The sequence below is a fragment of the Chryseobacterium cucumeris genome (genome assembly GCF_001593385.1).
GTDB lineage: Bacteria > Bacteroidota > Bacteroidia > Flavobacteriales > Weeksellaceae > Chryseobacterium > Chryseobacterium cucumeris.
The window spans coordinates 747,447-767,336 of the sequence record NZ_LUVZ01000001.1; the positions used below are offsets into that span (position 1 = coordinate 747,447).

The 19,890-nt window shown below is 38.6% G+C and carries 15 protein-coding genes; 4 read left to right on the top strand and 11 right to left on the bottom strand.

All coding sequences use genetic code 11. The annotated features are described in order from the left end of the window. Positions 1 to 135 precede the first annotated feature (135 nt). Both A1704_RS03355 and A1704_RS03360 read left to right on the top strand, forming a co-directional pair. Positions 136 to 2,946: a TonB-dependent receptor gene (locus A1704_RS03355; protein WP_082798691.1), complete on the top strand. Its 2,811-nt coding sequence runs from the start codon at positions 136 to 138 to the stop codon at positions 2,944 to 2,946. A gap of 7 nt (positions 2,947 to 2,953) precedes the next feature. Then, positions 2,954 to 3,988 carry a phytase gene (locus A1704_RS03360; protein ID WP_117753083.1) on the top strand — a complete coding sequence of 345 codons (1,035 nt, stop codon included), beginning with the start codon at positions 2,954 to 2,956 and terminating at the stop codon, positions 3,986 to 3,988. A gap of 123 nt (positions 3,989 to 4,111) precedes the next feature. Here A1704_RS03360 and A1704_RS03365 read toward each other — a convergent pair whose 3' ends face one another. Beyond that, on the bottom strand, positions 4,112 to 6,361 hold the full coding sequence (locus A1704_RS03365) for an ATP-binding cassette domain-containing protein (RefSeq protein WP_082798692.1): 2,250 nt from the start codon (positions 6,359 to 6,361) through the stop codon (positions 4,112 to 4,114). Between the two features lie 51 nt (positions 6,362 to 6,412). Here A1704_RS03365 and A1704_RS03370 point away from each other — a divergent pair, with 51 nt between their 5' ends. Continuing rightward, entirely contained in the window at positions 6,413 to 6,835 is a 423-nt protein-coding gene (locus A1704_RS03370; protein ID WP_062670438.1) for a MarR family winged helix-turn-helix transcriptional regulator, read from the top strand. Between the two features lie 9 nt (positions 6,836 to 6,844). Here the strand turns inward: A1704_RS03370 and A1704_RS03375 are convergent, their stop codons facing one another. From A1704_RS03375 to A1704_RS03410, 8 genes are all read right to left on the bottom strand, one after another. Beyond that, positions 6,845 to 7,567, bottom strand: a complete 723-nt coding sequence (locus A1704_RS03375; protein WP_082798693.1) for a sterol desaturase family protein — start codon at positions 7,565 to 7,567, stop codon at positions 6,845 to 6,847. Positions 7,568 to 7,646: 79 nt separating this feature from the next. Then, a complete protein-coding gene (locus A1704_RS03380) occupies positions 7,647 to 7,916 on the bottom strand; it encodes a hypothetical protein (protein WP_062670440.1) in 270 nt (89 codons plus the stop codon). Positions 7,917 to 7,997: 81 nt separating this feature from the next. Further along, entirely contained in the window at positions 7,998 to 9,338 is a 1,341-nt protein-coding gene (locus A1704_RS03385; protein WP_062670441.1) for a S41 family peptidase, read from the bottom strand. A gap of 6 nt (positions 9,339 to 9,344) precedes the next feature. Beyond that, positions 9,345 to 10,088, bottom strand: a complete 744-nt coding sequence (locus A1704_RS03390) for a hypothetical protein (RefSeq protein WP_238590571.1) — start codon at positions 10,086 to 10,088, stop codon at positions 9,345 to 9,347. A gap of 181 nt (positions 10,089 to 10,269) precedes the next feature. Then, positions 10,270 to 11,193: a T9SS-dependent choice-of-anchor J family protein gene (locus A1704_RS03395; protein ID WP_062670444.1), complete on the bottom strand. Its 924-nt coding sequence runs from the start codon at positions 11,191 to 11,193 to the stop codon at positions 10,270 to 10,272. A 75-nt stretch (positions 11,194 to 11,268) separates the two neighbouring features. Further along, complete coding sequence (locus A1704_RS03400; RefSeq protein WP_062670446.1) at positions 11,269 to 12,561, bottom strand: hypothetical protein; 1,293 nt, start codon at positions 12,559 to 12,561, stop codon at positions 11,269 to 11,271. Positions 12,562 to 12,863: 302 nt separating this feature from the next. Continuing rightward, on the bottom strand, positions 12,864 to 16,151 hold the full coding sequence (locus A1704_RS03405) for a TonB-dependent receptor (RefSeq protein WP_062670448.1): 3,288 nt from the start codon (positions 16,149 to 16,151) through the stop codon (positions 12,864 to 12,866). A gap of 47 nt (positions 16,152 to 16,198) precedes the next feature. Next, the gene (locus A1704_RS03410; RefSeq protein ID WP_238590572.1) at positions 16,199 to 17,155 is read right to left on the bottom strand and encodes a FecR family protein; all 957 of its coding nucleotides are present in this window, start codon (positions 17,153 to 17,155) and stop codon (positions 16,199 to 16,201) included. Between the two features lie 240 nt (positions 17,156 to 17,395). Between A1704_RS03410 and A1704_RS03415 the strand changes: the two genes are divergently transcribed. Continuing rightward, positions 17,396 to 18,022: an RNA polymerase sigma factor gene (locus tag A1704_RS03415; protein WP_062670452.1), complete on the top strand. Its 627-nt coding sequence runs from the start codon at positions 17,396 to 17,398 to the stop codon at positions 18,020 to 18,022. 504 nt (positions 18,023 to 18,526) lie between these two features. Here the strand turns inward: A1704_RS03415 and hxpB are convergent. Together hxpB and A1704_RS03425 are read right to left on the bottom strand one after the other, a co-directional pair. After that, a complete protein-coding gene (gene hxpB / locus A1704_RS03420; protein ID WP_062670453.1) occupies positions 18,527 to 19,174 on the bottom strand; it encodes a hexitol phosphatase HxpB in 648 nt (215 codons plus the stop codon). A gap of 21 nt (positions 19,175 to 19,195) precedes the next feature. Further along, positions 19,196 to 19,816, bottom strand: a complete 621-nt coding sequence (locus A1704_RS03425) for a helix-turn-helix transcriptional regulator (RefSeq protein WP_062670455.1) — start codon at positions 19,814 to 19,816, stop codon at positions 19,196 to 19,198. Positions 19,817 to 19,890: the final 74 nt, after the last annotated feature.

A 19,890-nucleotide genomic window follows, 5' to 3' on the forward strand; every position in this document is an offset into this window, starting at 1 on the left:
TTTAATTTAATAGATAAAATTTCGGATTTCAGGATCTGTATATTAACAATTCTTAAGATATTCTTAATTTTCTCTTCAACGCATTTGCCAAACAGACGTTTAATTTTGCTGTTATTTTTATCTAAAATATTAAAAGTGAAGAAAATTTTTACGTCTGTTTTATTTTGTGCCTCTATTTTTTTCTATGCACAAACCGGTTCTTTGTCCGGAAATATCAATGATGATTCAAAAATAGCCCTGCCTGGAGCCAAGATCTCTTTAAGCCCGGGAAATATATATACCACTTCGGATGAGCACGGAAACTTTGTATTTCTGAATGTTCCTCCGGGAAGCTATACCATGAAAATTGACTACCTCGGTTATGGTGTGCATGAGTATACTGTAACGGTAGAACCTGAAAAAAATACCCGTCAGAATATTATTTTCGACAAGAAAGAGACATCCATTGCAGCCATTGTAGTTTCGGGAGCGACTCTGAAAAATCAGGCAAGAGCCTTGAATAAACAAAGAAATAACGCCAATATTACCAATGTGATTTCTTCTGATCAGATCGGACGTTTTCCGGATGCCAATATCGGAGATGCTTTGAAACGTGTTCCGGGAATTACGATACAAAATGACCAAGGTGAAGCCAGAAACCTTATCATCAGAGGGCTTGCTCCCAATCTGAACTCCGTTACGCTGAATGGCGACCGGATTCCGTCTGCTGAAGGAGATAACCGTAATGTACAGATGGACCTGATCCCTTCCGATATGATTTCTACTATAGAAGTTAATAAAACCCTCACTCCGGATATGGACGCCGATGCCATCGGAGGTTCCGTAAACCTTATTACCAGGGCTTCCCCGAACGGACAGAGGATTTCCGCAACCGTTGCCGGAGGATACAATCCCATCCGTGAAAAAGGAAATTACACTGCCGGATTTGTGTACGGAAACCGTTTTCTGGATAAAAAATTAGGCGCGGTATTCAGTTTTTCCTATAACAACAACAATTTTGGTTCGGACAATATAGAACCCGTATGGAGCCAGGCCAATGATCTTGCCCAAACGGTTTATGTAAGCAAAATGGGAGTTCGCTATTATAATGAACACCGTATCAGACATAGTTTTGATCTCAACATGGATTATGAGTTCAATTCCAAAAATAAGATCTATGCTTCTGCGATGTACAACTTCAGGAATGATAAGGAAACCAGATTTGCTTTAGGATATAAAATAAAACCTGTTTATAATGCTGATGAAACTGAGATTACAGACTGGAAAGGAAGTATCACAAGACAAAATAAAGGAGGTGATGCCGATAATGACAATACCCGTCTGGAAAAACAAAAAGTTCAGAACTATGCTTTACGAGGAGAACATTTATTAGGATCTAAAGTTGACCTCGACTGGGCTGTCAATTACGCCATCGCAAGTGAAGATAAGCCTCATCAGCGTTATATAGAATTTGAAAACAGCAAGATGAACTTTTCTCCGGACCTCAGCAACCCTGAGAAACCTGTGATCAACCTTCTCGCAGCAGACAATCTGGGAAGCTATAAACTGAGTGATCTCTCAGATGCCAATAACTTTACCCAGGAAAAAGAGCTGGGAACAAAAGTGAATGTACGTTTTCCGTTTTCTGTAATTGATGGGCAAAAAGGACGTCTCCGTACCGGTTTCCGCATGCGTTTGAAGAAAAAGGAAAGAGAGAATGATTTCTATGCTTTTACACCTGTAAACAATATGGGAAGCCTTTTATCGGTACCAACCATACATCTTAATGGTGAAAACTTCCAGCCGGGAAATTATGTTCCGGGAACATTTGTTGATCCTTCCTTCCTTGGCGGATTGGATTTATTCAATCCTGCTCTGTTTAATGGTAAGCTGAAACCTGAAAAGTATCTTTCCAGCAACTACAATGCAAAGGAGCAGATTTATGCAGGTTATATCCGCTGGGATCAGGATTTTAATGATAAACTATCGATGATCGTTGGAGCCCGTATTGAAACAACCCAGATTGATTACACCGGAAACTATGTGATGAATGAGAAGGATCTGGTAGGACAAATCAATAATACCAATACGTATACCAATGTCCTTCCGAATATTTCCTTCAAATATGTCCCGGTGCAGGATCTTGTACTTCGTGCAGCATTTACTACCGCTCTTGCCCGCCCGAACTATTATTCTTTAGTTCCTTATCTGAATGTTATTTCAGAAGATGAAATTGTTGCAGCAGGAAATCCGAATCTGAAGGCAACCTATGCCTACAATTTTGATTTCATGGCAGAGAAATATTTCAAATCTGTAGGGATTCTTTCCGGAGGTGTTTTCTATAAAAATCTTAATGATTTTATTTATACATATTCCAAAAGAAATTATACTGCGAATGACTTTGCGAATGATTTTGCGGGACAAACCAACCCTATTCCGGCCGGAGAAAGCAACTGGAAATTTACCCAGCAGCGTAATGGTGACAATGTAGATATTTATGGGTTTGAAGTTGCTCTACAAAGACAGCTTGATTTCATTTCCGGAGCTTTCTGGAAAGGACTTGGAGTGTATGTCAACTATACTTACACCAAATCCAAAGCAAAAGGAATTACCAATGAAGAAGGCATTGAAAGAACAGATGTAGGGTTTCCGGGAGCTGCCCCTCATATGTTCAACGGATCTTTATCATGGGAAAACAAACGTTTTTCAGCAAGAATCTCTATGAATTATGCTTCTCATTATATTGATGAGCTCGGTGGCAAGGCATTTGATGACCGTTATTACGACAAACAGTTTTTCCTTGATGCTAATGCTTCCTACAAGATTACGAGCCAGCTAAGAGTTTTTGCTGAAGCCAATAATCTGACGAACCAGCCGTTAAGATACTACCAGGGAATCCCAAGCAGAACCGCACAGGCTGAATATTACAGACCAAGGTTTACGATGGGAGTGAAATTTGATTTTTAAAATAAACATGAAAAACATACATTATATACTGGCTCTTGCAGTTCTTCCTTTTGTGATCAGCTGCAAAGGGCAGAAAGAAGCCATAGAAAAATTAAAACCTGCTGTTATCACAGAAACAGTGGTTCATGATACAGATGATCCTGCCATATGGATTAATCCTCAGGATGCTTCAAAAAGTATTATCATCGGAACAGATAAAGATACGGATGGAGGTTTGTACGCCTTTGATCTTAACGGAAAAATCATCCATAAAGTATTAGGATTGAAGCGCCCCAACAATGTTGATCTTGAATATGGTTTTATTTTAAATGGAAAGAAAACAGACATCGCTGCCGTAACGGAAAGGGAAACGAACAAAGTAAAATTATATTCGCTTCCTGAACTGAAAGAAGTGGGAGAAATCTCAGTATTTGAAGGAGAAACAGAACGTGGTCCGATGGGAGTTTCCATGTATAAAAATCCGCAGACAGAAGAAATATTTGTCATTGTAGGAAGAAAATCTGGTCCTGCTGACGGCTACCTATGGCAATATAAGCTTACGGAGAAAAATGGCTCTATCACCGGAGAAGTTGTCCGTAAATTCGGAAAATACAGCGGCCTGAAAGAGATTGAAAGCATTGCTGTAGATGACGAAATGGGCTATATCTACTATTCTGATGAGCAGTTTGGAGTTCATAAATACTATGCTGATCCGGAAAAAGGTAATGAGGAATTAGCTGTTTTCGGAAAAGGTGATTTTAAATCTGATGTGGAAGGAATTTCCATCTATCCTACTGATAAAGGGAAAGGTTATATTCTGGTTTCGAATCAGCAGAATGATACCTTCAATGTCTACTTAAGAGAAGACCAATCAAAGGGGAGAATTGCAGAAATTCCGGTTTCTACATTAGAAAGTGATGGTTCTGAAGTGACCCATGTTAACTTGGGTCCAAAATTCCCGAAAGGCGTTTTTGTTGCGATGAGCAATGGCAGAGTATTTCATTATTATGACTGGAGAGTGATTGAAAAAGCCATTAAATCTGCGGTAAAGGCTGGAAAATAAAAGAATCTTGAACCATTAAGGCTGATAAGGTTTTAGGAGCATTAAGTTGAACTATACTGTCATTGCGAACCATAGGTGAAGCAATCTCATGGTTAAGTTCAACTTAATGCTTTTCTTTTGTTTTTATTGGATATGTTTTCTCAAAAACTCTGCAGTGAATGATTTTTTATTTTTCAAAAGATCCACCGGAGTTCCTTCAAACAATACTTCACCTCCAAATTTCCCTGCGCCCGGTCCCATATCAATAATCCAGTCTGCCTGGGAAATAATATCAAGATTGTGTTCGATAACAATCAGCGTATTATTCTGATCTGCAAGTCCATTAAAAAACGTAAGCAGTTTTTGGGTATCGCTTGGATGCAGCCCTGTGCTCGGTTCATCAAGAATAATGATCTGATTGGTATTTTTCAGTTCTCTTGTCAGCTTCAGGCGCTGTCTCTCGCCTCCGGAAAAGCTGTCCAGTCTTTGTCCCAATGTCAGATAATCTAGTCCTAATTGTATCAGCAGATCAAAATTTCTGAGCACCAATTCTTCCTTAAAAAAATCAGCGGCCTCAGAAACCGTCATGCTCATCACTTCAGCAATTGTTTTTCCGCTGTAGGTATATTGCAGTATATCAGGATCAAATCCTGAACCTCCGCAAACCTCGCATGGCTGCTCAATATCATCCATAAAAGCCAGGTCAATCTTTTCTATTCCCAAACCTTTACAGTTTTTGCAGGCTCCGTCACTGTTTCTGCTGAAGAGTTTATCTGAAACATGGTTAGATTGTGCAAAAAGCTTACGTACAATATCTGATATTCCGAGATAAGTAAGCAAATTGGAGCGGGCACTTGCAGCAAACAAAGATTGATCAATAATAGTTACATCCGGATAGAGTTCCGGGAGAATACGATTTATCAGGGTACTTTTGCCGGATCCTGCAACACCGGTTACGACTGTAATTACTCCTGTCGGAATATTTACCGTCACATTTTTAAGATTATATCTGTTGGCATTTTTAATTTCCAAATAGCCATCAGGTTTTCTGAATTCTTGTTTGATGGAAGGTTTTGTTGCGAAATAAGAACCTGTTTTACCTACCGATTTTTTTAAATCTTTAAACGCCCCGTCATAGATCACTTCTCCTCCGTTTCTTCCTGAACCGGGGCCAATATCAATCACCCTGTCCGCCATTTTGATGAGATCCGGATCATGCTCAACGATTAAAACAGAGTTTCCTTTGTCTCTGATCTGCTGAATGATAGTGATGATATTCTGCAGATCTTTCGGATGAAGTCCAATACTGGGTTCATCAAAAATATACAACAGATCTACCAGGCTGTTTCCCAGACTCCGAACCATTTTTATACGCTGAGATTCTCCTCCGGAAAGCGTGTTGGTACTTCTGTCAAGAGTCAGATATTGTAATCCGATTGTGATGATATTCTGCAGTTTTGCAGAAAGCTCTTTGATAATCACTTCATAGGCACCGGAGTCCAGAGAACTGATAAATTCCAGTAATTCATCTACAGAAAGAGTCATACAGTCTGCGATATTCATTCCCTGAATTTTACAGGACAGGATTTTTTCATTCAGACGTTTTCCCTGGCAAGACGGGCAGGTTTTGGTAATCACAATATTCTTCAGAGCGTCTTTTCTTGTGATGTTTTCTTTTGAATCTTTTTTCAGAAATGCTTTTTCAATCCTTGGAACAATTCCTTCATATTTTACCGTTTTTCCCCATTCTTTATCAGGATGTTTCGGTTTGTGTTCCTGTGCATACAACAGGGTTTCCCATTCTTTATCGGTGAAATCCTTCAACTTTTTATCATTATCGAAATAACCGGACAAAGTATATCTTGTTAAACGCCATCCTCCAGGCTGAAATGTAGGGAAACGAATGGCTCCTTCATGTAAGGATTTTTCACGATCAATCAAGGTATTCACATTCAAAGTTTGTACAAATCCTAATCCCTCACATTCAGGACACATTCCCTGAGGGTGATTAAATGAAAATACATTGGAATATCCTACAAACGGCTCTCCCATTCTCGAAAACAACAGTCTCAGAGAAGCAGACACGTCCGCTGCCGTTCCCACTGTAGATCTGGCATTTCCACCCAACCGTTTTTGATTGATAATGATTGGAACATTAAGGTTTTCAATTTTATCTACATCCGGAAGGCCATAATGCTGCAGGCGGTTTCTAATAAAACTGTTCTGGGTTTCATTAATCTGTCTTTGTGCTTCTGCTCCAATGGTTTCAAAAACCAAAGATGATTTTCCGGATCCCGATACTCCTGTAAAAACCACGATCCTGTACTTTGGAATTTTTATGGAAATATTTTTGAGATTATTCTGACGAGCGTTCGTAATTTCTATATTTTCCATGATAAAAATGTTTAACTTTGTTAATATTTAACTAAGTTAAGCATATTTGTAATGAAACTCATTGAAAAAGAATTTTTTAACACATTTACTGATTTCCAATGTCTTATTCTGGCTCACATGAACCGGGGTGACATTAACGGAGTAACTGCTGCTCATTATAATATTATTGAATTTATTATGAGGAAAGGAACAGCAACAGGAAGGGAAATATCACTGGCTTTCAACATTAGCCAGGCAGCCATTTCAAAACAGCTGAAATTTCTGATCGGTCAAGATTTGATTGTCCGGGAACAAGAGAAAGCAGACCACAGGAAATTCAATCTTTCAGTAACGGATAAAGGAAGGTTTATTGTAGATAATTCTGAAACTTTCCGTAAGGCTATCACTCATCAGACGGCTTCCATACTTACCTCTGAAGAATTAAAAAATTTTAATTATCTGCTGGGTAAAGTTTTGAATAATATAAAACTGTAGTACCCATAGTTACTTATACGTCCTGAATAACCTGTCCCAGATTGAAGTATAAAATCCAAAGTTTTTACTTTCATCCAAATGGTGCTGGTTATGAAACCTGGTTGTTCCCACAAAAAAGCGGTCAAAAGAGGATGGAAAAAACTCTCTGTTCAAGTGTCCTATCGTTCCCCAGATGAGATTAAGCAAAAGATATATTGAAATCGAAATCACAGAAAAATCATGGCCTACAAGTAAAACCAGCATCATCAGTCCGAACCCTATGGTTTCCAAAGGATGCAGAACAAAAAGACTTAAAAAGTTGGTACTGATATGTTCATGGTGTTTTCCGTGTAGAACTTTATAGACCAAAGGTAAATGTGCTGCAAAATGAAATAAATACATCAGAAAATCCATTAAGAGGAGTAAAACAGCTACTTCCGCTATTATTCCAATTACTGATTCTGTCTGCCCCGGCACAATCCATCCTTTTTTCCATAAAAAAGCCCCCAAAAGCATAACAAAACTGTTACATCCTATGGTAAGCAGACTAAGATAAAAGTCAGATCGGGTAACAGGATGATTCTTCTCCTGCAGCTGACTTTTACGACAAGTCTTCTCGATAAAAATATACAACCCTATCGAAAACAGATATAGGAAAATATTAACGATCAGACTGAATATCAACCATTGCGGCCAGGAAAACTGCCAGAATACCTGTAAATAACCGGAAAGTTCTGCTTGAGTAAAATTCATAAGTCTTTCATCCTTCTGCTTGATGTCATAAAGGTATGAATTTCACCATAAAATCAACCGATAAAGTACATTCCGGGCTTTATTTCTGTCTAGCCTTTCTTCTGAGCTCCCTAAGTCTTGACGTGAGCTTTTTTCTCAAATCGTTATGATAGGCACGGTAGTTTTTGATGCTGTTTTCCAGATTTTTCTTGTTAAGCAGATACTCTTCGTACAGATGTCCCAGTTCTGAAATCTGAGTAATAACCTCTGAAGGCTGGCTTTCAGGATCTTCTGCCGCTTCTATCAGCAGACGGTAATATTCAATACGGCTGGTCAGGTTCATGTGAAGTTTTGGTTCTATTCCCTGCATGATTTTATCATTTTAGTTATTTTGTGAATGGGTAAAGGATAAAGATATTTTTTATATTATTTTTTGTTTTTTGAATCCAGCTTATTTCTCCATCATAACCGGAGGCACGTCACTCTGAAATAAAATTTTGATATTTCCATTCTTTTCGTGGTCTGCTGATTTGAAATAACCTCCGTTAAGTGCAAAAGAAATAAGGGTTTCATTGGGATCTCCCAAAGGTAATAATGGCAGTCCGGTAAATTCATTGACATTGCTCTGCGGGGAAATTCCACTACTGTATTCTCCGGCTCCGCTGGCATTAAAGACTTTATAAATCACCGGATGAATCTGCCAGGAAATTTTTCTGGGTTTACGTTTGTCTTCCACAACAAATCCTGCCATATCTTTCCCCAGCGTATTATCTCCTATTTGAATCACCTGCATATAAGGTTTCAGGTTATTCACCACAATTTCGGCCGCAGATGCTGTACTGTTGGATGTGAGGATAAAAACTTTCTGCAATCCCAAAGCATTCGCACGCAAAGTTGTAAAGTCCAAAGCTTTGGGATCGTAAGCAATCTGTTGGGCAAATGTTCTTTTTACTTCCCCTCCGTTTTTATTTCCTTTAAAAATGATGAACGGTGAACCGGATGATAATCCTGAAGGAATCAGGGAGCAAAGAGCTGCAGCAGATGACACCGAACCTCCATAATTGTATCGAAGATCCAGAATTAATTCCTTTACTCCGGCGGCCTTCAATTCCCCAAACTTTTGATATAGCGTTTGAGTCATTCCGTCAGGGAAATCATAGATGTACATATAACCTATTTTTTTACCATTTTTTTCAAAAACTTTGGATAAAACAGGCTGTTCAAAAGAGAAACCATAGTAAACGGTGATGTTTTTTTCATCCGTAACGCTTCCGTTTTGCCACTTTCCAACGGTAAGCTCTACAACCGTCTGGTCTTTAATGGATGAAGCCATTGCTTCGGCATTCGCGGCTGTCATTACTTTTCCATTGACTTTGGTAATGATCATTCCTCTCTCCAGTCCTGCATTGAAAGCCGGGGAGTTTTGCAGCACCAGCTTCACTACAGTAACCACTTCATTATTAGCAAGCTGAACAATGGTATAGTCAAAACCGTACATATTCCTTATAGAACGTGGATACGAAGAGGAATCTTCCGTATTCACCATAAAAGAAAACCGATCTTTGGGAGACAGCAGACTTTTGAAAAAATCTTTTACAGGAAGCTGATAATCCGGTTTTGCAGGCATCTCATCTGCCCAGTAATAATACCGTTTCATACTGTCCTGAACCCATAGATTCACAAATTCTGTACTTCCCTCCGGAAAAACGGGTGCGCTTTCGTCATTATTATTGGTACACGAAATGAGAAAAACTGCGATGGCAATATATTGAAGTTTTAAAAAGTTTTTCATATATAATTACAGATATTCTGCTACGTCAATATCTCCTTTTACCACCCATTCTCCATTTTCCATTTTTTCCTGAAGTACAATCATATTGGCGCCCGTGTGTTGTTTTAATTTCACCTGAATCATTTTAGATCCTGCGTAAGGCTCTGTAGTTCCCGGTTTGTATAATTCAAGATATAAGGGAGCTGTTGAGCTGAAGAAGCTATAGATTTTCACTGCAGTAAAGTTGTCTTTTCCTATATTATCAAACTCGGCAAGTACTACTCCGTTTTCTCTTTTCAAAATGCCTTTCACTTCTTTGAGAGAGCTTCCGGAAAATTCTCCCAGATTAGGAAAAATAAATTCAAAACCTACTTTCCCGAGGTTCACCTGAGGTTTTACCGCATAGGTCTGCAGATAAATTCCGGGAAGATTAAAAAAGTAGAGGTTTTTATAATCATTTATATTGTCATATGTAATATTGTATTTTGCAATTTCAGCGCCTGTTTCATTATTGTAGACAGACAATTTATTAGTTTCTCCCTGATCCAGAACAAACTGAAGCTGGGTTTCAATTTTATTGGTATAGGACGTTTTTCCTTCAATGGATACAGGCTGTCCGTTCAACCTCAGCTGAAGGACATCAGGTTTGGAAAATCCTTTGATATTAACCTCTCCGGGTTTCTGTACTTTATCATACAGCTCCATCGTATTGCTGTCTGTACATGAAAAAAGTGCAGCAAAAAACAGTAGTAATGCAAAGATTTTATTCATCTTTTTCAATTATTTCTTGTAAAAGTTTAAAAATATTGCCCGGCCCATGAGCCGGGCAATATATAATTATAAAAAAACTAGTTGGATATGTTCTGGATAACCTTTTTGCGAAGGCTACCCATTCTTTTATATTAAAATTTCATGGTGTTTCTAAAAATCAGATTCTAAGGGGGCGGAATGATTATTTTTTAATAAACTTCAGCCTTTCCGTAATCTTTCCATCCGTAATTTCTGCGATATACGCTCCGGATGTAAGCCCTGCTGTGTTGATCGCTTTAGCATATGGAGTGGTTAAGACTTTTTGTCCTGCTGCATTGTAAATATTGACTACAGTTGTATTTTCTTTCAATGCTGGGTTAAGATGCAGCTGTAAAGATTCTCTTACCGGATTTTCTGCTATTTGTGTTACAATTTTGTTTCCTTTTACATCCTTAGTTCCCAAAAATGAAGTAGCATAAATTCCTATTTCATCAATATTGATGTTCTGGACATTGTTTCCGCTTGTTTTTCTGTTTGACCACATTCCGATATAGATCTTTTTTCCCGCAAAAGCAGAAAGATCTACAAGAGATTCTACAAACTGGGTAAGATCTGCCGGAAAAGGATTGGCTGAGTCACCTACCTGTATTTTATACATACTCTGAACATCATTTCCGTCTGCATCTACGGTCATTGCCTGAAAGTCCGATAACGTTGGAACTTCTTTCTGCGGTGTGCTTACATAGATAAAAAGTTCTCTGGCAACAATCGTGTGAGTAGATCTCTGTCTCCCGATATAGGCGGCCAGTGTAATGGTTCCTGCAGTATTGGTAAGGTCAATCTGAGGAGAAATAATCCAGTCATTTTCTGTGGTGAATCCGTTAGCATTTCCAGTTGGAACCAAATTGATAGAATGGCGTAGAACACCTGCAGTTCCATAGGTCAAGGTAGTTCCGTTGTGATAGATGTTTTCTCCCTGTACCCATCCGTTTCCATTGCTATTAAGGTCATGAAAAGTCCAGCCCTGAAGATCGGCAGGAGTATCAAACGAATTTCCCCATACCAGAGACTGTGCTGCAGCCAGGTGGGATAAAAACAGAACAGATGATAAAATTATTTTTTTCATAATGCTGATGATTAAAATTTTTGAAGTAAAAGCAAGGAATCAGCATGTGCTGTTCCCTGCTTTTTAAAGTTTTTATTATTCTACAATGGAGAAATTGTATTTTGTCCAAAGTCCCTGGAAGTTTCCACAGTTTCTTGGAGATACATTCCAACCACCTTCGTTGAAGAAAGGCTGGCTCATACCCCATAGAGATGCAGGAGTTCCAGTTAACAGATTAGCTGCAGGGATTCCTGCTGTACCTGTACCTGTAACTGAAGTAGTAAATCCGTGAACCTGGATGGTGCTGTAAGCTGAAGCTGAAGAAAGTTCAGAACCTGTACCTTCTACTTTGATACCCACAGGATAACCTGTAACGACAGCGTTATTTAATGTTAATCTTCCGTGTCTTCTGATGTGGATACCGTTTTCATATAAAGCACCTTTAGTAGAGTTCTTAGAACCAACGATAGTAAGGTTGTTGATCACCGGATGAGTCAACAATGTTGTAGAAGAACCTTCTGCGTTGTTATCAAGCTCGATACCGTTAGAATCCGGGCTTGATCCGCTAAGACTGTGTGTAGAGTTGTAATCTGCCAAAGCTAATGCACAAGTGATTGTTCCTGTATATCCGTTATCGAAGTCGAAGTTATCATCATCAGCTGCAAAAGAAACAAGGTTTGAAGCGTTTACAGTACCTCCGAAGAATTCAAAAGAGTCATCTTTCCCGAAAGAAACCTGAATATGATCCAAAGTAGTTCCGTTTCCTACTCCTCCTAACGTAAGACCGTTGATTTCGTTACCTGAATTCGGAGCTAAAAGATCATATCCTGCAAATTCGATACGTACATACTTCAATGTTCCCCCGTTATGGGAAGCATTGGTACCTCCGTAATAGAAATCAGGACCGGATAATCCTTCAATTGTTTTTGTGAATGGAGTGTTTGTAGGCGCATCACCTAATATAACAACACCTCCGAAGTCACCAGGAGCAGCAGTTGTATCTTCGTTTCCGTCTAACAATTTGTAGCTGGTGAAAATAATAGGCTGAGCCTCTGTACCCGCTGCATTGATTTTTCCTGTTTTAGCAATTACCAAAACTCCGGTAGCTGTATTGTTTGCGCTTGGCTTGGCTTTAATGAATGTACCCGGCTGGATTGTTAATGTAGCTCCATTTTTTACCGTTACAATTCCATTTAGTTCAACTACTCCACTCCATGTAGTATTTGAAGTAATATCACCACTTACACTGGTTACCGGAAGCGCAGAAGCTGTAAGGTACTCAGCAGAAGTAGATTTCATTTCGAATGGAGAAGATGAATCTGCCAGTTGATCATTTTGACAAGCTGTAAGAGATAATGCTGCCACTGCAATTAGAGTTAGTCTTTTCATTGTTATAATTTTTAATAAATCCGGCTGTATTATTTTTATACCAGATCAGTTTTTTATTCAGGAATATCTTCCTCTCTATTCCTTCGATTTGTTTTTTGGTGTTCATCCCATCGCTGCAGGAGGAACTGCATTGAGGGCGTTCCCATGAGAATCGTTAATGCCTGGGAAAAGCTGTTAACGTCCGGTTTTTTCAGAACTGTACTGCTGTGCGCATCATCAGTATTCTTCAGTTTTTGATCAGGTTCCCGAAACCTGTACGCTTCTATATTTAAGATATCTTTCTGTATCGCTGGTATACTTCTTTAAAAAGTATAATTCACACTCAGGCTGAACATTCTTCCACTGTATGCCCTGAACATGATCTTGTCAATATTTTTATCATATCTGTCTGTTGCTCCCGGAAGCAGATCCCAGGCTTCTCTTTCTGTCCCTACATTACTTCCTCCTCCATCTTTTGCAGCCAGATAAGAATTGAAATTGTTATAATATTCTTTTACCCTGTTAAAAATGTTTCTTACATTTAATTTTACTTCCAGATTTCTGTTACGAAGTAATTTATAAGAGATCTGAGCGTCTGCCACTGCATAAGGCCGCTGGATTTCTTCTCCTTTGTACGCATATCCTACTGTGATGTACTGGTCTCCTTTTGCGTTATACAAAAAACTCATCCCTAAACGGTTTCCATCATAGATCAGTCCAAGATTGTAAGCATAAGGAGTCTGTCCGTAAAGCGGGCGTTTCACTTCATAGGTTTCATCATTATCACCTGTTTTGTACAGATCTTTAAAAGCCACTACTTTGGTATGGTTATACGTAAAATTTCCGCTTATGAAAAGCTTTTCCAGAAAAGTTACGTCAGCAATAAAGCCTAAACTTTTTCTTACCTCAGCCTCTACTCCTATCAGTTTTGCATTTTTTGAATTTCCATTATACAGGAAAAGATTTCCCTCGCTGGAAATATGGCCTTCACGTTCGATAGGTCTGTCTATATTTTTATAATACAGTCCTGCCGAAAATATTTCTCCTAATCCTGGAAACCATTCAAATTTGAAATCATAATTATTAATGACAGAGGACGTCATTTCTGTATTATAAATTAAACCATTAGCTATCGGATCGAAATAAGGAAGTCCTGTTCTTTCATTGAACTGAGGGCGGATAACAGATCTGTTGTAAGCAAGCCTTAGATTAATTTTATTGGTAGGACTGTAGGTAAAGTTCGCTGAGGGCATCCATTGCCACGGTTTATCTTCAACGGCTGCTCTTTCCACATTCTTTGTATCATTTGGATCTAATTGTTGTGAGATAAGATCATATTTAAAGTACTCTGCACGAAGGCCCCAGACTAACCTTAATTTCTTCCAACGGTTATCAAACATGACAAAAACCGCATGTTGATTAACCTCTCCTTCATACTTGTCATTTTTATACAATGCTTTGGTTTCCCAGCCAATACCACCCGGAACATAATGGGAGCCATTAAACCAGTCAGCAAGTGAACCATACATCGTCAAATAGTTCTTCTCGCTGTTCGGAACGTCACGGTTTTCGTCAACACGAAGAAAAAACTTCTGTTGCTGGTTGGTATTGTTTTTTATAGCACCGGCATATCCTGTTTTAATGGTATTTTTAAAGCTTCCTGCATCCATATCCCACTTAACAGACGCACCGTAATTGTAATCTGTTTCTTTGTTTTCTATATATCCTCTGTAAAAATCGGCTCCGGAATTATAGATCTTATGAAATGTGAGAATTTCATTTCCGATAAAGTCGTACCTGGTAATATACTGTGTGTAGTCTTTAGTATCAGAAGCTACTCCTGTACGGGCCGCAAACCAACTGATCTCTGTATTTCCTATTTTATGGCTTCCTTCCAGTTTATTTTGTAAAAGGGTCTGAAAAATCGGGTAATTGGTATTATCGGTATAAGGCCTGTCTAAGTTTTTGATCTGAGCCGGATCATTATTGGGGATGACACCGTTATAAAAATAATTATAAGCTAATTCTGCATTGGATGCCATTCCACTACCCGTTGAGTATTCGTTCCAGCCTGTTACTCTTGTGAGCGTATTATCAAAAATATGGGTATATGAATTACGGAATGAGATTCTGTTTTTCCCAAGTTGCAATCCAAAATTAAGCATTCCTGCCAGTGTCGAATTGTAATTATAGGAGGCCCCACTGTTTTTGAAATTATAGAATGGAATCTCTCCGTTTGCATCAGGCATTCCGGTAGTATCCAGCCAGTTTCCTCTTCCCGTATGGTCAATATCAAGTTTATTCTGTTCATTTCTGATGACAAATGCTCCGGCAAATCCCCATTTATTATTGTTTTTTAGCGCGTAGGTTCTTCCCAATGCCAGCTGTATATTAGATCCCATATCACCTCTGGTTTTATAGGTGCTGAAATTGTCATTGGTAAACTGCCTGGACTGTTCAAAAAACCTTGGATCTGTCCAGTTCATCGGCTCCAGTCCTTTGGGAAAATCTCTTGTACCGTCATCATACCCGAAATAGTCGTACTTTCCTCGCTTGCGGGTCAGAAATTCTTTGAAAGCCGACTGGTCATTATACGAAGTTCCTAACGTAACGGTTGTAAAGTTTTCATTGGGAATATCCTTGGTTCTCACTTCTACGTAACCTCCTGCAAAGCTGGCATTCATATCAGGAGTGGCAGATTTGCTTACCACCACACTTTCTACCATTGCCGTAGGAATAATGTCAAATGAAAAGTTCTGATTATACGCTTCCGTGCTTGGCAGGTTGATTCCGTCCATGGCCGCGGTGTTCCAACGTTCTCCCATGGATCTTACCACTACATATTTATTATCAATGGTGGTAATTCCTGTTACCCTTTTCAAAGTTCCTCCTACATCGCTATCCGGCGTTTTGGAAATCTGTTCCGCTGAAATACCATCACTCATCTGCGCTGCTTTCTTCTGTTGGGCAAGAAGTCCCGCCTGAGTATCTGCTTTACGGGCTGCCGTAATCACAACTTCTTTGATGTCTGTAATTTTATCTGAGGCCTTGTTTAAAGCAAATGAAACAGCATTCGTTTCTTTGTTCGTAACAGACAGTTTTTCAACTCTCAGCGTATTATATTTAGGTGCTTTTATCGTCAGATTATAAGTTCCCGAGGGAAGATCTATGGTAAAGTCACCGTTATTATCAGTGACCACTGTTTTCTGAGCTACAGTGACTTCTGCTCCGGTAATGGGATTTCCTACTTCATCCACTATTTTACCGGAAATTCGTCCGTTTCCCAATGCGGAAATATTTGAACTTTCATATTTTATCGAAATAAGATCACCATGCAGTCGGTAAATAATAGGAAGTCCGTTGGTAATATCCTTCAGACAGTTGTTGACAGAAGTATTTTCACATTTCACTCCTTTTACCTTCAGCTCTTTAATGTCTACCTTGGAATATGCCAGTCTCATTCCCGTTTTTCCGGCAAATTCTTCCAAAACTTCAATCAACGGTCTGTTGGCAGGTACAGAAAATGTTACTTTCTGCACCAGCTCCTGAGCTTCTGCGGCTACAGTAAAAAATAAGGCTGCTATGGTAATCCCACATTTCAAACTTTTCATACTTAATAGTGTTCTCTTGATTATGATTATTTATTTTTTATAATGATTTATTTCTTAAGGATATAGGTATTTTCTTTTTTCTGTACTTCCAGTCCCAGGATGAAAGCCAGTGATTCAATATTTTCTCCGACCGTTCCTCCCGTAAAATCCGCAGTAATTTTTTTATCTTCAGCTTCCTTAGGATATTGAACCTTTGTATGATAATTGCTTTCCAGGACTACTACTACTTCTTTTAAAGGAACATCGTTAAAACTCAGAGACAATATTGCAGCAATTCTGTCTGCTGAATTTTTTACAGGTCTCAGTGAAATAACTGCCGTAGTATGAGCAATTCCGAAGTTGGTCCACTTCTGATTAGGCTTAAGGAAAGAAACAGGAACCCCGGGAGTGGATACAGCCACCTTTCCTTCATAAAGATCAACCGCTTTTCTCTTCCCGGACTGTGAGATTTTAAATACCGTTCCTAATACTTTGGTACTGAAACCATCAGCACGAACGATGAATGGATGTGTTTTAGATTTTGCCACAGAGAAGATTGCATCTCCTTTTAAATCCACGACTCTGGTGGACGCAGGAAAAGATTTCTCTACAGTCAGTACAGCGCCTTGTAAAAGAGTAACCACAGATCCGTCTTCAAGACGAACAATACGATTTCCGGATTTTGCAATATATACGTCAGGCTTAATGAACATGGTGTAGGTAAATATTCCGCCCAATGATAAAAGCAGAATAATAACTGCAGCCATTTTATAGAGATGTGTTGTAAAGCTTTTTACAGATGAAATAGAAATACTATCTGTTTGAGGAAAATAATACTCCAGTCCGGATAATACTCTTTCTTTGGATTCTTTCATATGAATAGCATCCAGATTTTTTTCTGTCTGAGTTCTCCATAGTCTTAAAAGTTTATTTTCTTTTTCAGAGATTGAGTCTTCCGAAACTTCCCGTTCCCAAAGTTTGAAAACAAAGGCTTCAATATTTTTATATGGTAAAAGTTTTTTCATAAGGTCTTTCATGTATTCACAGATACTTCTATCTATAAGACAGAGAAAATGAAAAACTTCCCCAGGGTATTCTTAACGTTATATTCACATTACAACCAAATTGTTAATAATTTTCATCCTTTTTCACATTTACTCAACATTAACGTCATATTTGAGTCCTGTTTTTCAGAAATATTTAATCTTATCACACCCAAAGTTCACAAAAAGTTAATTTTCCTTTAGGTAATTTTGTATCACAATATGAGCCCAACAGACTATATATTATTAAAGAAAATAAAATCAGGCGACCGTCCTGCATTTATGCTGCTGTATGACCGATACTGGGATAGTCTATATCGCTTTGTTTTTGTACGGACACGGGATAAAGAAGTCTCTGAAGAAATTCTTCAGAATCTATGGATGAAGATTCTTGAAAATACAGATGTGATACAAACCGATGAAACAGAAAGTGCCAAAGGCTACCTTCTCCGTCATCTTCATTACCGGATTATTGATTTTTATAACAGCTACAAAAAAGCTCCTCCTACTCTGAGTATTGACGAGTTTGATATTCCGAATGAAATTGAAATGGCAGATTCAGATTATTTTGAAATTCTTGAGGAAAATGAAATTTCTGCTTTGTTATCCATGATTGATGAGGTGGTTTCTCAGCTTCCCTCAACAGAGCAACAGGTCTACGATATGAGAATCAGGAAAAATATGTCGGTCAATGAAACAGCAGAAGCACTGGGAATCAGCAACAAGACCGTGAGCAATAAGCTAAGCAAAGCTTTGGGAGAAATCCGTGAACAACTGAATCCGGAGTATAAGTCTTCTAAAAAGCTGGTTTCTATTTTGTTATTGATGGAGGTGTTGACGAAGTATTGATTTTGGGGTTCGGGATGCGAGATGCGAGGATATGTCAATAGTCAATTTGCTGTGCAGTCAATAGTCCATTTTGTAACATCATTTAACATTCACAGCGGAGCGGATTCACCTTTCACCTTTCACTTTAATGTCAATAGTCAATTTGCTACGCAGTCAATAGTCAATTTTTATAACACCTGTTAAAATTCACAGCGAAGCGGATTCACCTTTCACCTTTCACTTTTAAAGTCAATAGTCAATTTGCTACGCAGTCAATAGTCAATTTTTATAACACCTGTTAAAATTCACAGCGAAGCGGATTCACCTTTCACCTTTCACTTTTAAAGTCAATAGTCAATTTGCTTCGCAGTCAATAGTCAATTTTTATAACACCTGTTAAATTCACAGCGGAGCGGATTCACCTTTCACCTTTCACTTTAATGTCAATAGTCAATTTGCTGCGCAGTCAATAGTCAATTTTTATAACACCTGTTAAAATTCACAGCGAAGCGGATTGACTATTCACTATTCACCAAATACCGGCAGAAAAATGGTATTAAAATCCATGATTTTAAAATCGGCAAGATTTGAATCTAAATTTTCGTCATTATTGGTGAAAATGATAGTCTGCATTCCTGCTTCTTTTGCTGCTTTAAGCCCTGACTGACTGTCTTCAATGGCAATACAGTGTTCCGGAGAAACTCCCAAATTTTTTGCAGAAGTAAGATACACGGCAGGATGAGGTTTTCCCTGATTTTCAAACTCTGATGAGTGAATGGTATCAAACAGGTCATGAATCTGAAGCTTTTCAAGCACCGCATGTGCTACACGTAAAGGAGCATTGGTAGCCAGCCCTATTTTGTAGTCCTTGTTCTTAAGATTTTTAATAAACTTCTCTACACCAGACATGGTACAGTTTTCGGTTTGTATCATTTCGATTACTCTTGTAACCACTTTATTTTCCAGATCAGAGGCATCAAAATTTTCCCAGGGAAATCTTTTATACCAGAATTCGGTAACTTCCTGAGTGGTCATATACTTTGTTTGTGCCGCAAGATCATCCGTAACCTGCACTCCATAAGATGAAAATACATCCAGTTCTGCCTGGGTCCAGAATTTTTCTGAGTCTACCAGAACACCATCCATGTCAAATATTACTGCTTTTACAACCATTTTTTAATGATAAATGATAAGTTATTGGCTGATTTTATACACGCAGCGCTGTCCACCGGAAATAATGTGATCTACTCTTTCCACTTTATACTCCTTCCCTATCAAAGATTGGAAATTGGATAATTCTGCCCGACAGAAGCCCTGACATTCGGTTGCAGCCGCACATATCGGACAATGGTTTTCAATCAGAAAATAGTCTGTGCCTTCTTTTTTCCATTCTGCCATATAGCCTTCATCACTACGGACTTTTGCAAGAGATTCAAGACGCTGCTCCAGAGATTTTGTCTTGGAAAGTACTTTTTCATACCGTTCATGGGTGTTTTTTTCCCGGTCACTGATCAATAATTCCAAAGCATTTTCCCCTAAAAGATTTTTCACTGATTTCAAAATCTGAACGGTCACATCTGCGTGCGTATCCGGGAATTGAGACAGTCCTTTCTCTGTAAGCGTATAATAAGTAGAAGGACGGCCAACTCCTTCACTCTTCACCGAAGACCGGATCAATCCTTCCTGAGCAAGGTTGAGCAAGTGTTTTCTTGCGCCTTCTTTAGTTATTGACAATTCTTCAGCAATAAGAAGGGAGGTAGCTTCACCCCTCATCTTTAAAAACATCAGAATACGATCTGCTGCCGGCTTCTTCATTTGACAATATTTAGGTTGTTTTATTTTTCAACAACAAATATAGTCATTTTCTATAATTTCAAAAAAACAAAGCT